This window comes from Stutzerimonas sp. C6.4V (assembly GCF_058536345.1).
On the sequence record NZ_JBZUBM010000001.1, the window covers coordinates 1,905,406 to 1,923,628 of the forward strand.

Here is an 18,223-nt window from a genome sequence, read left to right on the forward strand (position 1 = left end):
GCGGCACGCTGTACCTATCCCATCGGAGTTGCCCCCAAGCGACGCGTTCCACCTGTTTGCGCAGGAACCAAGCTTAATCCGCGTTGACGCTGCACTTTTGCGGCCCCACCGAGTCAGTATTAACCCAAAGGGGCCGTGATGATTTAGAGCCCATAAGCGTCGCTTTGCGTGGTTTAGCCAATGACTGACGACAAATACCGGACTGCCGTGGACGCTGCTGCGATCTACTCGGAGACGGACCTGCGCGGGACGATCACCCATATCAACGATCAGTTCTGCACCATTTCCGGCTACAGCCGAGACGAACTCATCGGTGCCAATCACCGAATCCTCAATTCAGGACAGCATCCGCCAGAGTTCTTCCGCGATCTCTGGCGAACCATTTCCAGCGGTGGAATCTGGAAAGGCGAGATCTGCAACCGCCGCAAGGATGGGTCGCTGTACTGGGTAAACAGCACCATCTTGCCGATCAGCGACGACCGGGGGGAGCGGGTCGAAAAATACATCTCCATTCGTTTCGATGTCACCGAGAAGCAGGAATTGCTCGAAGCACTGCAGTGGCGCGCTTCCCATGATGTGCTCACCGCACTGCCCAACCGGGTCTACCTCCACGATCGTCTGCACCAGGCCATCTCCGCGGCCCAGCGGCATGGTCGATCACTTGCGGTATGCATCCTTGACCTCGATGGGTTCAAGGCCGTGAACGACCATTACGGCCATGCGATGGGCGACCTGCTGCTGGTTGAAGTGGCCAACCGGCTCACGCGGGAGTTGCGTGCCGAAGATTTGCTAGCCCGTCTGGGTGGGGACGAGTTCGTACTCCTGCTGGATCAGATCGACGAAGCCCTGCTGCCCTCGGCACTGCAGCGGATTCTCGACGTAATCGCCGTGCCCTTTCACATCGACGGGCATCTGCTGAAGGTCGCCGGTTCGCTCGGGGTCACCCTGTATCCGAAAGATGACGAGGGCCCGGACACCCTGTTGCGTCATGCCGATCAGGCGATGTACGAGGCCAAGCAGACCGGCCGCAATCGTTTCCGTTTCTTTGACGTATCGATCAACAACCAGACCCAAGCCGCGTTCAGGACGATCGACGGCGTGCAACGCGCACTGAAGAATGATGAACTGCGCCTGCACTACCAGCCCAAGGTGAATCTGCGCAGCGGCAAGGTCATCGGTTTCGAAGCCCTGCTGCGCTGGCAGCACCCGCAGATGGGATTGGTGCCACCTGCCGCCTTTCTTCCGTCGGTCGAGCGGACCGATGTCATCATCCAGATCGGCGATTGGGTCATGGAACAGGCGCTGAGGCAGATACGCGAGTGGTCAGGCGAAGGGCATAACTGGCCCATCAGCGTGAATATCGCAGCGCGGCATTTCCAGCTGCCTGACTTTGTCGCTCGGCTGCAGCGCCTGCTGGCGATGCACCCGGACGTTGCGCCATGCATGCTCGATCTGGAAATCGTCGAATCCACGGCTATCGATAACCTCGAGCATGTCAGCCAATGCCTGATCGATTGCCAGAGGATTGGAGTGACCTTTTCCCTCGATGATTTTGATACCGGCTTTTCGTCTCTCAACTACCTGAAACGCCTGCCAGCCCAGACCATCAAGATCGACAAGTCCTTCGTGCGCGACATCCTGCACGACAAGGACGACCTTGCCCTATGCGAGGCAATCATCAATCTCTCCCGCACGTTTCACCGGGAGGTAATTGCCGAAGGGGTCGAGACTGATCTTCAGGGGCATATGTTGCTGGGAATGGGGTGCCACCTGGCGCAAGGCTATGGCATTGCCTCGCCCATGCCAGCTGTGCAGGTCGTCGATTGGGTTGCGCGCTATGAGTTGTCACATCAGTAGCCGAGCCTGGCGAGCCCTTCTACGGTGTCGAGCAGGAATGCCCTGCGCCAACCCCACCGGTCAGCGCAGGATAGGTGGTCAGGAATTCCTTAGTTGAATGTCATGCTCCCGGCGTTTGGCCACCAGATCGGCGGCTATCAATGCCAGCAACGGCAAGACGCCGACCTTGAGTCCCAGCTCCCATGATCCAAGGAACCCAATCAGTACCGCTCCTACAACAACAATGGCAGCAACGCAGTGAGCGCAAAAGCGCCACAACTCGAGTGCAACGACCTGAGCATTCTGGTTGTTGATCATAGTTAGCCCCTCTTTCTTGTTGTAATAAGCCTGTACACCTTGAGAGTAGTCACCCTGGCCACTCGTGCAAACACATTTTTGTTTCAAGGATGTGTCTATCTCGCAGGTTCCAGCAGTATCTGCCGGTTCAGGAGCCGCGCGTCGGGGGTCTGGCGTGTTGGAGCGACGCGATATCCGGTTCGCTAACCGCTGGAGACGGGCTCCAGCGGACGACGAGTGGTACCTCTGCAAACCTCCGCATGTCTAGCTCGCGCGAATCTGGTCCAACGCGCGCCGCAGCAGGTCAAGGGTGCGATCCAGATTCTTCAGTTTTTCCAGTCCGAACAGACCGATGCGAAACGTCTGGAAATCGGCCGGCTCATCACACTGCAATGGAACACCGGCAGCGACTTGCAAGCCCTGCGCCGCGAACTTGCTGCCATTCTTGATTCCGGCGTCATCCGTATAGCAAACCACAACGCCAGGCGCCTCGAAGCCTTCGGCTGCAACACTGGCAAAGCCTCTTTCAGCCAGGAGCGTGCGCACGCGGTGCCCCAGTTCCAACTGCCGCGCGCGGACGGTTTCGAAGCCGCAATCCCGGGTTTCAAGCATCACATCGCGGAACCGCGCCAGTGCATCGCTGGGCATGGTTGCATGGTAGGCATGACCGCCCTGCTCGTAGGCCTGCATGATCTGCAACCATTTTTTCAGGTCACAGGCAAAGCTGCTGCTCTGAGTGGCTTCGACCCTGGATCGTGCAGCCTCGCTGAGCATCACCAGCGCACAACAGGGCGAAGCACTCCAACCCTTCTGTGGTGCACTGATCAGCACGTCCACGCCGGTTGCGCGCATATCGACCCAAAGCGCACCGGAGGCGATGCAATCAAGCACGAACAGCCCTCCGACCTCATGCACCGCATCCGCCACGGCCCTCAGGTACTCGTCCGGCAAAACGATTCCGGATGAGGTTTCCACATGCGGTGCAAATACCAGGTCTGGCTTCTCCGAGGCGATCGCAGCAACCACTTCTTCCACGAGTGGCGGGGCGAATGGCGACTGCGGTTCCTGGTCCAGCGCGCGCGCCTTGAGCACAGTGGATCTCGCCGGAATGCGCCCCATCTCGAATATCTGCGTCCAGCGATAACTGAACCAGCCATTGCGAACGACCAAACAGTTCGCACCGTGCGCCAACTGACGCGCCACCGCCTCCATGCCAAAGGTGCCACTGCCCGGGACCACAGCAACCGAATCGGCGTTGTAGACGTTTTTGAGCGTGCCTGAGATGTCGTGCATGACGGTCTGAAACGACCGGGACATGTGGTTGAGCGACCGATCGGTATACACCACCGAATATTCGATCAAGCCGTCGGGATCGACGCTGGGATAAAGATTCGACATGGGTGACTCCGCTGACTGGACAGAGGTTCGACCCTGCCCGAACGCATTCCGCTTTACAAGGCGCTGCGCTGTTCCCAGTGATGCACGCAATTAATGACCCGCCCGGATGCGCATACCGAACCTTCCCCGGAAAGTTCCCTTTCCAGCCAGCCGTCTGTCGGCAATAGAAGATTATCGACAGGGAGCCGACCAGCGGTCTATTCAAAAATATGGCGCCAAATACTGCTTTAGCCTTGTGAACAGCGTGCTACAGCCCTTCCCGACCAAGCAGATTGCGCAAGAAACAGCCAAACCAACAGGAAAGACATTTAATTGGCGCCAGATAACGGTCTGCTCATATGTCACCTATAAGCGAAACGGCTTATAACGGCGGCCGAGACGAGGCATCGGCTAGCCGTATGCCCTGTCGCACAGGTTCGTTCCGTTTGTAGGTCAGCGCCTTTCCAGGCCACACCGCTTATCGATCAACCTCCCCCTGCCGCTGCATCCGGCGGCTGAACGCCGGATGTGAAACTAGTCATGGTGAGATCAATGCCGGCTAACATCCTTTCGCCTTTCCGGCGAGCGTTAATACCCTTCATCACTGCTGCCGCCTTGCTGGGAGCAATAGTGCCGACCGCAGCCGCGCAACCGGTGCAACTGGTGGGTGTCAATCTGTCTGGAGCCGCGTTTGGCTCCTCAGCACTCCCGGGCAAGCATGGCACCAACTACATCTACCCCTCGGAGTCGTACTACAAAAAATACGCAGCCCAGGGCCTCACGCTTGTACGGCTGCCGTTTCTCTGGGAGCGCATCCAGCCGAAACTCGGCGCCGAGCTCGATGTCGCTCAAGTGGCGCTGCTCAAGCAGTCTTTGGATTACGCCAAAAAGCATGGCGTGAAGGTAATCCTCGACATGCACAACTATTACCGCTACTACAAACAGCCGATTGGCTCGGAAGCGGTACCGATCCAATCGTTCGCTGATACCTGGCAGCGGATCGCGAAGACGGTTGGCAAACATCCGGCGCTGGACGGCTACGGCCTGATGAACGAGCCAAACACCAAGGGGCTCTGGCCTGCAGCAGCGCTGGCCGCGGCAAAGGCAATCCGGCAGGTGGACAAGGCTCACTGGATCTACGTGGCAGGCGACCGCTATTCCAGCGCCTGGCATTGGCCGCAGTCCAACTCGCAGCTGATCGCCGATCCCTGGATGCGTGATCCGAAGAACAACCTGATCTATGAAGCTCACATGTATCTCGATCGCGACACCTCGGGCATGTACGCGGACAAGACCGAAACTTTCGCTCCGGAATTGGGGATCACTCGCGCCAAACCCTTCGTAGAGTGGCTCAACGCCAACAAGCTACGCGGCTTTATCGGCGAAATGGGCGTACCGAACTATGCGCCCGACGCGATACTGGCCATGGACAACCTGCTTGGTTATCTCCGTGAAAACTGTGTACCGCTCACCTACTGGGCCGCTGGCCCCTGGTGGGGCAAATACATCCTCTCGCTGGATGTCACCGGCGGCGCCGAGCAACCGCAGCTCGCCGTATTGAGAAAGCACGCCGCCATGCCAAACCGCTGCGCCGCCCTTCGCGCACCGATGTAAGCCAGCCGACGCCTGGACAAAGGCCTGACACCGCTTGCGGTGTCAGGTTTTTTTCATTCTGAGCTCCTGAAAACAGACGGAACCTGCGATCGGCGGGCTTGCAAGCGGAACCAATGGGGCAACAACCGGGACGAAACCTGAGCGCTTGCTCTCACGACGCATCAACGGCCCACACGAAGATGGCCGCCCTCGGTCCCGGAGATGGATATGAAAGAAGGGATATTGTTGGCACTGACCTTTCTGATGGTCCTGCTGACATTCTTGCCGCTATGGAAGAACCCGCATTGGTCGATACGCGGGCTCGACTTTCCTCGACTGCAGCTTTGTGTACTCGCGTTTGCCCTTCTCCTGGCGCAAGCACTGCTGCTGTCATATTCCGAGCCGTTACAGATGTTCATTTCCGGCGTGGCGATAGTCTGCCTCGCCTACCAGGCGTGGTGGATCATTCCCTACACCTGGCTGTGGCCGAAAGAGGTCAAGTCAGCAGGGACAAACGACGACAAGCCGCGCATCAAGGTGATGGCTGCCAATGTACTGACCCCCAATCGCCAGGCCGATCGGCTCAAGGCCCTGGTCCGCGAATTCGAGCCGGACATACTGGTCACGCTCGAAACCGACAGCTGGTGGGAGGAGCAACTCGAAGAGCTCACCGACGCCTACCCTCACTCCATACGCTGTCCACTGGACAACCTCTACGGCATGCATGTGTATTCCAGGCTGCCGCTGGAAAATGCCGAAACCCGCTTTTTGGTCGAGGATGACGTGCCTTCGATGCATGCCAAGGTCTGGCTCACCAGCCAGATTGCGATCCGTATGCATTTCCTGCACCCCGCCCCGCCCAGCCCGACCGAAAACGATGAGTCGACGGAGCGCGACGTCGAATTGCTCGTGGTGGCCAAAAGCGTGCGTGACGACAAGGACGACATCCCCATCATCGTCACTGGCGACCTCAACGATGTCGCCTGGTCATTCAACACCCGTTTGTTCCGCAAGATCAGTGGGCTGCTGGACCCACGCGTAGGGCGCTGCATGGTCAATAGTTTTCATGCGCAGCACTGGTTCCTGCGCTGGCCCCTGGACCACCTGTTTCACAGCCACCACTTCCGCCTGGTCAAGATTCAGCGGCTGCATGAGTTTGGGTCTGACCACTTTCCGGTTCTGGTCGAACTGCAATACGACCCCGCGCCTGAACAGCAAAGCCTGCAAGGCGACGCCGAAGACGAACAGGAGGCCAACGAGAAGATCGCCAAGGAGCAGGTTGACGAGTCCGATGTACCTGAACCGGAAAAAGGTTGAGACCTCCATGCAGGACAGGTGTTTGGCTGAATCCTGCTGCGCCCGGCAATGAAATTACCTGCGGTTGCCGGCTTGCGAGTGAGAGGAACACTGACTGAGCTGCCGGGCGCTGTAGCCGCCAACGCGCATCGTTGCCGTAACCACGCGGCGTCTGGCCTGGCGTTTCTCAACCGTACGCAACCAGCGGCGTTTTTACCTAAGTTTCGAAAGGCCGGTCCTGCAAGGCTCGGCCAAGGGCTGTCGCCAGCCTGGCGACCATCAACTGGCCGCAACGGTCAGGAATGATCCAGGACCCGCTAATCGCCGCCTCTAATACGAAACAGTCTCCTTTGATAATTATTATCATCTGATTTAAGATGCTGCCCGTCTGGCAGCCGGATGCGTGACAACCATCTATTGCTGATCAGCCGAAGTCGCCACGTCTCCCTCGCCAAAACTAAACAACAGGCGGGATGAACTCGCCAGACCCCGTGATGAGCCGATTCCAACCAGAACAGCAGCAACGGAACTTGCAATGAGCTTTAGAAATCGCGGTATCGGCCGCCCTCATCACCTGTCATCAACCCTACTTGCGAGCTTTCTGCCATTGAGCTGCTTCGCTACTGAACCAGTCGCATTGGAGCATCAAGTCATTACCGCAACCCAGACTGCGCATAGTGAACTGAGCGCTCCGGCCAGCATCTCGGTCATAACCCGTGAAGAGCTGGAGAGGCGACCGGTCTACAACCTGGCGGATGCGGTGAAGTATCTCCCCGGCGTGCATCTCTATCCGTCGTCTACCTATGGACGTCAGGAAATCAAGCTGCGCGGAATGGATTCGGATTACACACTGCTTCTTGTCAATGGGCGGCGCGTCAACTCTCGCGAAGCCCTGACATCCAACTACGCGAACGATTTCGATCTATCCTCGATTCCAATGGCCGCCATCGAGCGCATCGAGGTTATACGCGGACCAATGTCGTCGCTTTACGGTGCCGATGCGCTGGGCGGCGTCATCAACGTCATTCTGCGCTTGCCTAGCGAAGAGACCAGAACAGGCATCAGCTATACCTATGAACACCCGACCGAGGGCGACTCGGGCGACAGACATAAAGCGAGCGGCTACGTAAGCGGCTCGCTGATAGACAACAAGCTGCGCGGCACGCTGATTCTGGAGAAGACCGACCACGCCGCCTGGCTCAGCGAACAAACGGTCAATCCGAACACTGATGCAGTCGAACAGCGCCAGAACAGCAGCAGCTACGGCTCGCTGAGCTGGTTGATTAACGAGCGCCAGACCATTGATCTGGACATCAGCCATCGCAACGATGATCGGGAAGCCGAATGGAACAACTACGGCGCGGTCGTCCTGAACACCCAGGAAATGGAGCGCTGGACGTTCGGGCTAGGCCACACCGGTGACTGGCAGGGGTTCAACACCCGGATTCGCTATTACCACGAGCAGGTTGACCTGATGGACGACTCGCAGATCATGACCCTGCTGCGTGGAGCCAAGGGCAACGTTCAGCAAAGAAATCACACTGTCGATGGTCAAGTCACAGCATTTCTTGGCGATCATCTTATGACCGTCGGCAGCGAGTTCCGTCGCACCGAACTGACCCACAACCAGAACCTCAGCAGCGAGACCGAGGTGGAGCAGAAAGCGGTTTATCTACAGGACGAATTTTCTGTCGGCGAGCTGGATGTCACGCTGAGTGCGCGACTGGATGACCATGCCGATTTTGACAGCGAGTTCAGCCCGCGTGTCTACGGCGTCTACAACCTTACCGGCAATTGGGTGATCAAGGGTGGTGCAGGCCGCTCGTTCAAGGCACCAAGCATCTATCAGTCCGATGTAACCTATGGCGTATTAGCCTGCCGGGGCATGTGCACACTGGTGGGCAATCCGGACCTAAAGCCGGAAACCGCGACAAGTTATGAACTCGGCACGCATTTCCAGAACGAGCGCCTGGAAGCCGGCATCATGGTCTACAGCAATTACATCGATGACATGATCATCACCGACACTTGGCGTGCCGGATACAGGCCAGCAGTGATGACCTATAGCAATGTCAGCAAAGCCCGGGTACGAGGCTATGAGCTGACCGGTCGCTACAACCTGAGTGACACCATGGGCCTGCGCGCCAATTACACCTATTCCGATGCAGAGGACCGTGATACCGATACGCAACTGCGCAACACGCCTCGGCATGTTGCCAACCTCGGTTTCGACTGGCAGGCCACGACTACGCTGGGGTTGAACCTGGACTATCAATATACCGGCAGCCAGCTGCTGTACGTTTCGGCGGCTGAACCCTATGTGGAAAGCGGCGCGTTTCATCAGCTGAATCTAGGCGCGAGGTATCGGGCCACCCGCGAACTGTCACTCAAGGCTGGAATGAACAATCTGATGAACGAAAAGCGCGACGACGTGGCCCGGTCGATCGACAACATTCTCATGGGACGCACCCTATTCGTCGGCTTTAGCTACGACATCTGATCCGCCATGCTGTCCGGCAGGCCGCCTGCCGGGCTATCAATAAAAATGACGGCGTTACTACCTATGGGGCCGCTGGACCTGAAGCTCACGCAACCGTTAGGTTAGCGAGCCTTGACCAGAATGCAGGATGCCCTGATGAGCTTCACGACCCGCTGCGTTAGCTTCGACGACATTCCGGAAATCTGTCGATGGCCGGCCAACGAGGACGAGCTGTATTACTGCTTTCCCAAAGCCGACTATCCCCTTACAGAGCGCCAGATGGCAGAGGTGATCGAACAGCGTACTGAGTCGACCGTGGTATGCCTGGCTGAACGTGCCGTGGCGTTCGCTAATTTCTATCGATGGGAACAAGGCGGCACATGCGCCATCGGCAATGTGCTTGTCTCTCCAAAAGCCCGGCAGTTGGGTGCTGCGGCCTTTCTGGTAGAACACCTGTGCGGTTCAGCATTTACAAAATACGACTCAACGGAAGTGCTTGTATCCTGCTTCAACCACAACACCGCGGGCCTGTTGCTTTACCCAAAGCTCGGATTCGAACCCTTTGCGGTAGAGGAAAGACAGGATCGAAAAGGCCAACGAGTTGCATTGATTCACCTGAGACTACGCCGCGCTAGCGTTAAATGACCGAAATGGAACCCCTCATGCTCAGCCCAATTGCTTGCACCTCGATTGAAGATGTCCGCGAGAACATTGATCGTATCGACCGAACCATCGTGACGCTGCTGGCTGAACGCGGCAGCTATGTTAAACGCGCAGCTGTGTTCAAAAAAACAACCGAGGATGTTCGATCGCCTCAAAGAGTCGAGCAGGTAATTGCCAAGGTCGGTGCCTTGGCTGACGAGCTGAACGCCAACCGAGACGTTACCGAACAGGTCTACCGATCGATGATCGCAGCATTCATCGAGGCGGAGCTGGCCGAGCACGCCCTGAATCAGCCGACCTGAACGAGAGCAAGCAACATCAGCCTGATGCCGCACCGCGCCTCAGCAACAATGCGATTGCGATCGTCACCAGCAGGCTGCCCGGCAGCCATTGCCACCCGACCACTTGCGGCTGCTCAATGAATAGCAGCAGCATCGATACGAACGGCACCAGGTAGCTGTAAGCGGTTACCGCCCCGGGGGTCAGTACCGAAGTTGCACGCTGTTGCAGGAAGAAGGTCATACCGCTGGAGAACACGCCCAGATAGGCAACCAGGGCGACGTCACTGGTGGTCATGTAGGCGAGCGAACCGGGGCGCTCCCAGAACAAACCCAGCGTACCGATCAGCAGCGCCCCGATCAGCAGACTCCAGAACGTTCGCAAAACAGCCTGGGGCGCCAACCAGCCGCGATGCAGTCCCCACTTGCTCAGAACCGGATACAGAGCCGAGGCCACGCAACCCAGAAAGAACACCACTTCGCCCCGGCCAAGCTGCAACCCGGTGAAGTCTCCACCGTTCTCCGCCCATGCCAGCCCCAGCGCACCCGAGGCGCCCAGGGCCAGGATGGCCAGCAGACGCCCGGCCGGCTGCTCGACACCGAGCCCCCGCCCGATGCAATAGGCCAGCAGCGGCACGCTGACAAACAGTGTCGCCATCGACAGCGCGCTGATCCGGTGAGCTGCCCAGAACATGGTGCCAAAGAACCCCGCCAGACTGAGCCCCATCAGCCCGTAGAGCAGCAGGCCCCGCAGACTGGGCAGGCGTTCGGCGTGGCGCCATAACAAGGGAAACAGCGCCAGCGCCGCGATAGTGAAGCGGATCGCCGTCAGCAGCAGCGGCGGCAGGCCTTCGGTCACCAAACCTACCGCTGGAAAGGACAACCCTACGAAGAGCGCCCAGAGCAGCATGCCCAGGTGTGCCAGCGAAACGCGCCGCCGCGGGTCAGTCATCACCCCGTTCCTCCAAGGCCAGAAGCAGAGTGCGCAGTGCGCCTGCCAACAGCTCCTTCTGCCCGGCATCGAGCGGGGCCTGCATCTGTTGCAGCGCCGCCAGGTACTCGTCGAGACAACCCAGCAGCACCGACTGCCCTTCACCGCTCAGACGGATCAGCAAGCTGCGCCGGTCCTCCGGGTTGGGCACGCGCTTGATCAGTCCCGCTGACTCGAGTCGGTCGAGCCGATTGGTCATCGCGCCCGAGCTGAGCACTGCCGCGCGACGCAGCGCGTTAGGCGTAAGCCCCTGTGGCTGACCGCTGCGGTACAGGGTGGCCAGCAGATCGAACTCGCCATCGTGCAGGCCGTGCCGGCGAAACACTGTGGCTACGTTGCGGTTGAGGTATTTGGATAGGCGGTACAGGCGGGTGAAGACCGCCATTGGGGAGGCATCGAGGTCAGGTCGCACCTTGCGCCATTGTGCGAGCACAAGGTCCACATGGTCGTCCGGCTGCGGATCTACGGATTGCAATCTGGGCATGGATAGCTTCAGAGAAAGAATCTCTATATGAAGCTATCCGACGCGCCCTGGCAGGTGCAGGTTCAGCGATCCGCCAGCCAGCCGACCGACGGATCGCCGCCCTCGGGGGCAGCCAGGGGCAACCCCGTCCGACTCAACGGAGCTCGGAGGGCGAGTTGCGCACGATCTTGATCGAGTGGGTCAAGGCTGGCTTGCGCGTTACGCTGATGGCCTTACGGGTCACAGTGTCGATGGTGATGTTCCAGAATCCCGTGTTGGGCACCTTGATCCGTGCGGGAAACTTGTCGAATGCTCCGCCGTGATAGGCGTGTCGGCCGCCATTCTTGAAGCTGCGGAAATTCTTGTCGTTCATCAGACGAATGTTGCAGGGCTGCGAGCATTCGATGATCACGAAGTCGTCTTCATTGAGGTGTTCGCGCTGGTGAATGAACTTCATGTACCGCTCCGGGCCGCGTGTTGGCAAACGCGAAGATTATCATGGAGCCTGCATGGCTGGCTGCGCTGCACCGGGCAACCGGTCGAGGCTCTCTCGCATCGAAGGATCGGCTCACGCCGGGGTTCTTTGACACAATGCGCCCCTTGGCTTCACCACGGTCCGCCACTGCCAATCTGAACCCCCTCTTCAAGCAAGGACATCCGAACATGCCCGCGGTCACGCCGCCCCTCGATGCTGCTTCGCCGATTGCACGCCGGGCCACCCGTGTGGGCTTTTTCATGGCCGGGTTCGGCCTGTCGATATGGGCACCGCTGGTCCCCTACGTACGTGCGCGCATCGAGATGAGCGATGCGATGTTCGGTACCTTGCTGTTGTGCATTGGCCTGGGTTCGCTGACCTGGATGCCCTTGTCAGGTCTGCTGGTGACGCGGCGTGGCATTCGCCCTGTCGTGCTGAGCAGTGTCGCGCTGCTACTCCTGGCACTGCTCGGAGTGGCCTTCACCGAATCCATTGCCGTGCTCGCGCTCGCACTGTTCTGTTTTGGCGGAAGCCTGGGCGTGATCGATGTGGTGCTCAACATTCAGGGCGTACTGATCGAGCGTGATACCGGCAAGCGGCATATGTCGAATTTCCATGGCATGTTCAGCCTTGGCTCCATCAGCGGCGCGCTGGCGCTCACCGGCGCACTGATCCTCGGCCTCGCACCCGCTACAGGCACCCTGCTGATGATGGGCCTGATCGCGCTGGCCTACGTGGCCGTCACGCCCGGCTTCCTGCGAGACCGGGCGCCCGGCGGCGGAGTCGCCTTTGTCCGGCCGACCGGGATGGTCCTTCTTGTCGGCGCGATGACCTTTATCGTCTATCTGGCCGAAGGGGCCGTGCTGGACTGGAGTGCGCTGTACCTCACCGAGCAGAAGGCGCTGGAAACAGCCAAAGGCGGCCTCGGATACGCAAGTTTCGCCATGATGGTGACCATTGGTCGTTTCGCCGGAGCGCCGGTGGTCAACAGCCTTGGCACTGCCAGGGTCATCGGTCTGGGCGGGCTGCTCGCCGCGTTCGGTATCGGCCTGAGCATCCTGACCGAACACTGGTTACTTGCCCTGATCGGCTATGGACTCTGTGGTCTTGGTTGCGCGAATGTTTCGCCGGTATTGATTTCCTCGTTGAGTCGACAGCGCGCCATGCCTGTGCACCAGGCGATCACGGCCGCAACGACAATCGGTTTTGCCGGTGTTCTGGCAGGCCCGGCCTTGATCGGCGTGATCGCCCATTACGCCTCGCTGACCCTGGCGTTCGGCCTGCTGGCACTGTTGCTGGTCGTTCTGGCGTTGGGCAGCCATCGGTTCCGTGAGTGACGGTCGTGCAAATGCGCTCATCGGCCGCTGTGCTCATGCATTGAGCTACAGACCCAACAGGGGCGTTTGGCTAGAATGCGCGCCCTATGCGCATCCAAGACATTCATCAGCAGCTCGCCACCCTTGGCGCCAAGCCTGTCCATATCGGCAGGATGACCCGCGCCTGGCTGAACGGCCTGCCGCTTGACGCTGGCACTCGCCATCAGAAAACCGAAGACTTCCTGCCGTTCTCGGTACGCAACGGACTGCCCGCCGTGAGCCAGGCCATAGAGGGTCTGGTCAGCCTGCGCTCCGAACATCCGGGAGCCGACGGGTCCGCACGGCTGTTGGTGGCGCTTGCAGACGGCCAGATGGTCGAAAGCGTGCTGCTACCCCGCGCAGGGTTGTGCGTGTCGAGCCAAGTGGGCTGTGCGGTGGGTTGCGTGTTCTGCATGACCGGCAAAAGCGGCCTGCTGCGCCAGCTGGGTAGCGCCGAGATCGTCGCCCAGGTCGCCCTGGCCCGGCGGTTTCGCCCGGTCCGGAAAGTCGTGTTCATGGGCATGGGCGAGCCGGCCCACAATCTGGACAACGTCCTCGATGCCATCGACCTGCTGGGCACCGATGGCGGCATCGGTCACAAGAATCTGGTGTTTTCCACCGTGGGCGATCCAAGGGTGTTCGAGCGATTGCCCAGGCAAAAGGTCAAGCCAGCTCTGGCCCTCTCCCTGCACAGCACCGACGCGGCACTGCGCCGCGAGCTGCTGCCCCGTGCGCCGGTGTTCGATCCTGCCGATCTGGTCGAGCTGGGTGAAGCCTATGCGCGCCTGGTCGACTACCCGATCCAGTACCAGTGGACGCTACTCAAGGGCATCAACGATGGTCAGGACGAAATGGATGGGATCATCCGGCTGCTTCGCGGCAAGTTCGCGATCATGAACCTGATCCCCTACAACAGCCTGGACGACGACGAATTCCGGCGCCCCGACGCGGATCGTATCCACCAGATCATGCGCTACCTGCACGAAAACGGCGTGCTGACGAAGGTGCGCAACTCGGCGGGACAGGACATCGACGGCGGCTGCGGACAGCTACGCGCCCGCGCCGAGCGAGTGGTGCGCCTGCGCTCCACGAGCAAGGCGATGCCTGAGCAGGCCGAATGAACGGGACGTCATGGGCACTGTCCGAGCGCATTGACCAACCCCCTGGGCAAATGAGCGCGGATGCCGCCCGGTGTCCGTTCCATTCCCCTTGATCACCGATAAGTGACTCGCCCATGCACACACTGGCGCAACTTGAACGCGGCGAACTCGCCGGAGCCACCCGCCTCGACCTGTCCGAGCAGCTCGAGGCCTTTCCGCAGGCGATCTTCGAGCTGGCCGACAGCCTGGAAGTGCTCAATCTGTCAGGCAACCGGCTCAGCAGCCTGCCGGACGACCTGTCACGCTTGCACAGGCTGCGCATCCTGTTCTGTTCGGACAACCTCTTCACCGTGGTCCCCGCCTCGATCGGCCGCTGTGCCAATCTGGAAATGGTCGGGTTCAAGGCCAACCGCATTCAGCGACTCCCCGCCGAAGCACTGCCACCGAAGCTGCGCTGGCTGATCCTCACTGACAACAGACTCGAAGCCCTGCCGGAGGAGATCGGCCGCTGCGGAAACCTGCAGAAGCTGATGCTGGCGGGCAACCAGCTGGAGGCACTGCCTGAATCGCTTGCCAACTGCAGTCGGCTGGAATTGCTGCGCATTGCTGCCAACCGGTTGCCTGCCCTCCCGCTTTGGTTGCTGCGCATGCCCCGGCTGAGCTGGCTGGCATTTGCCGGCAACCCGTTCAGCGATGCTCTGGAAGCGCAAACCCTGGCGCAGCACCCGCTGGCTCCGGTCGAGCGCAAGCAGATCAGCCTGGGTGAAGTGCTGGGCCAGGGCGCATCCGGGGTGATCCATCAAGCGCAGTGGCAGCAGCCCGGCAAGGCAACACAGCCGATGGCGGTCAAGCTGTTCAAGGGCAACCTGACCAGCGACGGCCTGCCACATAGCGAGATGGCGGCCTGCATCGCCGCAGGCGAACATCCCAACCTGATCAGCGTCACAGGACCGCTGGCCGAGCAGTCCGATGCCCTGCCCGGGCTGCTCATGGAGCTTATCGATCCGGCGTTCCGGGTGCTGGCCGGCCCACCATCGCTGGCCAGCTGTACGCGCGATTGCTATGAACCGATGCGCCGGTTTTTTGCCGATGAGGCGCTGCAGATCGCGACAGGTACGGCCTGCACCATCGGCCATCTGCACCAGCGCGGCATCCTCCATGGCGACCTCTACGCGCATAACCTGCTGGTCGATGCAGGCGGCCAGACGCTACTCAGCGATTTCGGTGCCGCCTCGTTTTTCGACCCGAACACGCCCACTGCACTGGCCCTGCAACGCCTCGAAGCCCGCGCGTTCGGCTGCCTGCTGGAGGAGTTGCTGGAGCGCTGCGACCCGGCACAGGAAGACGCTCGCATCGAGCGGCTATCTGCGCTGCGGCATCAATGTCTGATGGAAGATCCTGCCCAGCGTCCCGATTTCGCCCGTCTGGCGGCTGAACTGAAGAATCTCGGTAGATAAGGCTTTTCGGCCAGGTAGTTGCATAAGCCGTTGTCTCCCACGGTTTCCGACGGCTACCTGACGCTATGCTCGCTCCTGAATCAAACGTTGAAGATGCGCAATCCACAGACACCAACGATGTCATCGCGCTGGAATACGATCCGTTTGTCCTCGGCCTCAAACAACGCCTTCCCAGAGATCTGCGGGACAGCTTCACCCCGCAGCAACTGGATGCGTTGCGCAATGCCTTTGCGACCCGCTCGTGGGCCAGGCACAAGCTGGATCTGCGCGGCACCTTCAGGCTGTGGAGCAACCAGTACTATTTCGTCCTGGTGGGCGGACGCAACAAGCGCAACCTGTCTCGCGCCCAGCGCAACCTGTCGCTGGCCGCCAAGGCCGGTGTGCTTACCCTGTTTCTGTTCTTCTCAATTCTGGTGGGCCTGGTCGCGTTGTACCTGGCCAAGTCGGCCCTCGGAATCAACCTCTTTCCAAACTATTCGCTGGGCCTGTGGGATTGGTTCAAAGGCCATTGAGCGTGCCCGCACCGTGATCCCACCGTTAGGGGTTGCCGAGAATCAACCCGCGATACTGCCCCGGATTGGTCCCGGTCCATTTACGAAACGCCTTGTAGAACGAGCTGACGTCGGCGAAACCCAGGCGCTCGGCTATTTCGGCGTAGGTGATCGAAGGGTCAGCCAGCCACAGCGTGGCCATCTCCTGGCGCACCTGGTCCTTGATGGCCTGGTATGTCTGCCCAACTTCAGCCAGCCGACGGCGCAAGGTCGAGGGCGAGACACACAAGGTCTGAGCAAGCATTTCGCTCGTGGGCCACTGCTCGGCAGGCAATTCGCGCAGCTGGGCCTTGATGCGGCTGGCGAGACTGGTGGTGTCGCGGTATTTGACCAGGATGTTGGCCGGTGCCTGAGCCAGGAACCCGTGCAGTTCCTGCTCGCTGCGGCGCACCGGCAGGTCGAGCACCTCGGCAGCGAAGATGATCCGCGTGCCAGGCCGCGCGAAGCGCAGGTTGCGCGAGAACATTATGCGGTAGTCATCGGTATAGGCCGGCTCGTCGCAACGCAGCTCTACGGCCAGCAGCGGAATGCGCCGCCCCACCAGCCAGCAGGCCAGGCCGTGCAGCAGCATCCAGAAAGTGAAGTAGCTGAAGGCTCTGAGCGGCGGCGCATCTCCCGGCTCCGACAGCATGACTTCCGCCAGGCTTTCGCTGCGAAACAGCTCACCGCGAAAGCCTTCGAAGGTCAGCCTGAAGAACTCCAGCGCCACACGAAGCGCAGTCTCGAGTGTCGGCTGGGCCATGGCCGCGCGGCAGACGAAGGCGAAACTGCCGGTTCGCATACGCCGCGCGTCCATGCCGAAGAATTCATCGTCAAACGTCCGCGCCAGGCGTCGCCAGAGCTTGCTGTATTCGGCCACATCGATACGCGCTTCGCTGTCGGCCAGGTCAATGGTGGTGAGCCCGAGCTGAAGCAGCAGCTTTTCGGCTGATCGCGAAGAGCTGGTAAAGCCCTGCAGCGCCTCCTCCACCAGCCTGACGGAAATGGTGCCCTTGCCGTCGCGGCTCATGCGCGCCCCATCATCACGTCATGGCTATTGGCGGCCACGTCCCGCAGGAAATCCCAGCACACCCGCATTCGCGCCAGATCCTTGTTCTCCACCGGCATCAGCATCCAGAAGGTTCGGGTGAATTCGATCTCTTCGAGCAGCACTTCCTTGAGCCGCGGCTCCTTGCGTGCCGAGAACGCCGGCAGGATCGCCAGCCCAGCCCCGGCGGCGACGGCTTCCTGCTGGGCCATGATGCTGGTGCTGCGCAGCGAGTGCTGGCGCGGGCGGACGATCTCGTCGAGAAAGTACAGCTCCTTGCTGTAGAGCAGGTCCTCGATGTAGCTGACAAACACATGGCCGACCAGATCTTCGCGGCTGCGGATAGGCGGATGAGAGGCGAGGTAGGCTTCGGACGCGTAGAGGCGCAGCACGTAGTCGGTGAGTTTGGTGATGACGTAGGGTCCCCGTTCGGGCCGCTCCAGGGTGATGACGATGTCCGCCTCATGCCGCGCCAGCCGTACCGAGCGCGGCACCGCCAGCAGATCCACGCCCAGGTGCGGATAATCGCGGGTCAGGTTGGCCAGTTGGCTTGCCAGCATGACGGTGCCATACCCCTCGGTGGCGCCAATGCGAACCTGGCCGGAGAGTTTGTCGGCGGTCAGGCTCGGCTGTTCGATGGAGGCAATGGCGCTTTCCATCGCCTCGGCCTGGGCCAGCAGCTCGCGGCCCGCTTCGGACAGTCGATATCCCGCCTTGGCACGAATGAAAAGTTGCCGGTCCAGGCTTTTCTCCAGCGCCTGCACTCGTCGCGCCACCGTGGTGTGGTCTACGGCCAACCGCCTTGCGGCGACCGTCAGCTTGCCCGCACGCGAAAGTTCGAGAAAAAAACGCAGGTTGTCCCAGTCCACTACAAGCTCCAGATCCATCAGTTGCCGCGTGCCGTCCGCGGCTCGCTGTGCAAAAACACAGAATACCTCTGCGTTTCGCACCATGGGTTTACTGTTTTTACGCTGCTAGTCTCGTT

At 60.2% G+C, this 18,223-nt stretch carries 16 protein-coding genes and 1 pseudogene; 10 read left to right on the plus strand and 7 right to left on the minus strand.

Going from position 1 to position 18,223, the window contains the following annotated elements; translation table 11 throughout:
- Positions 1-180 precede the first annotated feature (180 nt).
- Positions 181-1,857, plus strand: coding sequence for a putative bifunctional diguanylate cyclase/phosphodiesterase (locus tag AC4LFW_RS08895; protein ID WP_491818720.1), 1,677 nt, complete (start codon positions 181-183; stop codon positions 1,855-1,857).
- A gap of 78 nt (positions 1,858-1,935) precedes the next feature.
- Here AC4LFW_RS08895 and AC4LFW_RS08900 read toward each other — a convergent pair whose 3' ends face one another.
- Positions 1,936-2,154, minus strand: coding sequence for a hypothetical protein (locus AC4LFW_RS08900; RefSeq protein WP_491818721.1), 219 nt, complete (start codon positions 2,152-2,154; stop codon positions 1,936-1,938).
- Between the two features lie 243 nt (positions 2,155-2,397).
- Positions 2,398-3,531: a pyridoxal-phosphate-dependent aminotransferase family protein gene (locus AC4LFW_RS08905; RefSeq protein ID WP_491818722.1), complete on the minus strand. Its 1,134-nt coding sequence runs from the start codon at positions 3,529-3,531 to the stop codon at positions 2,398-2,400.
- A 639-nt stretch (positions 3,532-4,170) separates the two neighbouring features.
- Here AC4LFW_RS08905 and AC4LFW_RS08910 point away from each other — a divergent pair.
- The 5 genes and pseudogenes from AC4LFW_RS08910 to AC4LFW_RS08930 all read left to right on the plus strand — a co-directional run.
- Positions 4,171-5,124 (plus strand): annotated as a pseudogene (locus tag AC4LFW_RS08910) (glycoside hydrolase family 5 protein); the annotation flags it as partial.
- 207 nt (positions 5,125-5,331) lie between these two features.
- Positions 5,332-6,420: an endonuclease/exonuclease/phosphatase family protein gene (locus tag AC4LFW_RS08915; protein ID WP_491818723.1), complete on the plus strand. Its 1,089-nt coding sequence runs from the start codon at positions 5,332-5,334 to the stop codon at positions 6,418-6,420.
- Positions 6,421-6,934: 514 nt separating this feature from the next.
- Entirely contained in the window at positions 6,935-8,899 is a 1,965-nt protein-coding gene (locus AC4LFW_RS08920) for a TonB-dependent receptor domain-containing protein (RefSeq protein WP_491818724.1), read from the plus strand.
- A gap of 135 nt (positions 8,900-9,034) precedes the next feature.
- Positions 9,035-9,523 carry a GNAT family N-acetyltransferase gene (locus AC4LFW_RS08925; RefSeq protein ID WP_491818725.1) on the plus strand — a complete coding sequence of 163 codons (489 nt, stop codon included), beginning with the start codon at positions 9,035-9,037 and terminating at the stop codon, positions 9,521-9,523.
- Entirely contained in the window at positions 9,520-9,843 is a 324-nt protein-coding gene (locus AC4LFW_RS08930) for a chorismate mutase (RefSeq protein WP_491818726.1), read from the plus strand. The genes AC4LFW_RS08925 and AC4LFW_RS08930 overlap by 4 nt, the downstream gene beginning before the upstream one ends.
- A gap of 16 nt (positions 9,844-9,859) precedes the next feature.
- Here AC4LFW_RS08930 and AC4LFW_RS08935 read toward each other — a convergent pair whose 3' ends face one another.
- The 3 genes from AC4LFW_RS08935 to AC4LFW_RS08945 form a co-directional block, all read right to left on the minus strand.
- Positions 9,860-10,771 (minus strand): DMT family transporter, encoded by a 912-nt coding sequence (locus AC4LFW_RS08935; RefSeq protein ID WP_491818727.1) that lies wholly within the window; start codon positions 10,769-10,771, stop codon positions 9,860-9,862.
- Positions 10,764-11,294 (minus strand): MarR family winged helix-turn-helix transcriptional regulator, encoded by a 531-nt coding sequence (locus AC4LFW_RS08940; RefSeq protein ID WP_491818728.1) that lies wholly within the window; start codon positions 11,292-11,294, stop codon positions 10,764-10,766. Before AC4LFW_RS08940 ends, AC4LFW_RS08935 begins: the two co-directional genes overlap by 8 nt.
- Positions 11,295-11,427: 133 nt before the next feature.
- On the minus strand, positions 11,428-11,730 hold the full coding sequence (locus AC4LFW_RS08945; RefSeq protein ID WP_491818729.1) for a DUF1883 domain-containing protein: 303 nt from the start codon (positions 11,728-11,730) through the stop codon (positions 11,428-11,430).
- A gap of 206 nt (positions 11,731-11,936) precedes the next feature.
- Between AC4LFW_RS08945 and AC4LFW_RS08950 the strand changes: the two genes are divergently transcribed.
- The 4 genes from AC4LFW_RS08950 to AC4LFW_RS08965 all read left to right on the plus strand — a co-directional run bounded on the left by AC4LFW_RS08950 (position 11,937) and on the right by AC4LFW_RS08965 (position 16,172).
- The gene (locus AC4LFW_RS08950; protein WP_491818730.1) at positions 11,937-13,085 is read left to right on the plus strand and encodes an MFS transporter; all 1,149 of its coding nucleotides are present in this window, start codon (positions 11,937-11,939) and stop codon (positions 13,083-13,085) included.
- An 86-nt stretch (positions 13,086-13,171) separates the two neighbouring features.
- Positions 13,172-14,224, plus strand: coding sequence for an RNA methyltransferase (locus AC4LFW_RS08955; RefSeq protein WP_491818731.1), 1,053 nt, complete (start codon positions 13,172-13,174; stop codon positions 14,222-14,224).
- A gap of 113 nt (positions 14,225-14,337) precedes the next feature.
- Positions 14,338-15,660, plus strand: coding sequence for a leucine-rich repeat-containing protein kinase family protein (locus tag AC4LFW_RS08960; protein ID WP_491818732.1), 1,323 nt, complete (start codon positions 14,338-14,340; stop codon positions 15,658-15,660).
- Positions 15,661-15,725: 65 nt separating this feature from the next.
- The gene (locus AC4LFW_RS08965) at positions 15,726-16,172 is read left to right on the plus strand and encodes a 3-phosphoshikimate 1-carboxyvinyltransferase (protein ID WP_491818733.1); all 447 of its coding nucleotides are present in this window, start codon (positions 15,726-15,728) and stop codon (positions 16,170-16,172) included.
- 25 nt (positions 16,173-16,197) lie between these two features.
- Here the strand turns inward: AC4LFW_RS08965 and AC4LFW_RS08970 are convergent, their stop codons facing one another.
- Both AC4LFW_RS08970 and AC4LFW_RS08975 read right to left on the minus strand, forming a co-directional pair.
- A complete protein-coding gene (locus AC4LFW_RS08970) occupies positions 16,198-17,220 on the minus strand; it encodes an AraC family transcriptional regulator (protein ID WP_491818734.1) in 1,023 nt (340 codons plus the stop codon).
- Positions 17,217-18,107, minus strand: a complete 891-nt coding sequence (locus AC4LFW_RS08975) for a LysR family transcriptional regulator (RefSeq protein WP_491820184.1) — start codon at positions 18,105-18,107, stop codon at positions 17,217-17,219. Before AC4LFW_RS08975 ends, AC4LFW_RS08970 begins: the two co-directional genes overlap by 4 nt.
- Between the last annotated feature and the right edge of the window lie 116 nt (positions 18,108-18,223).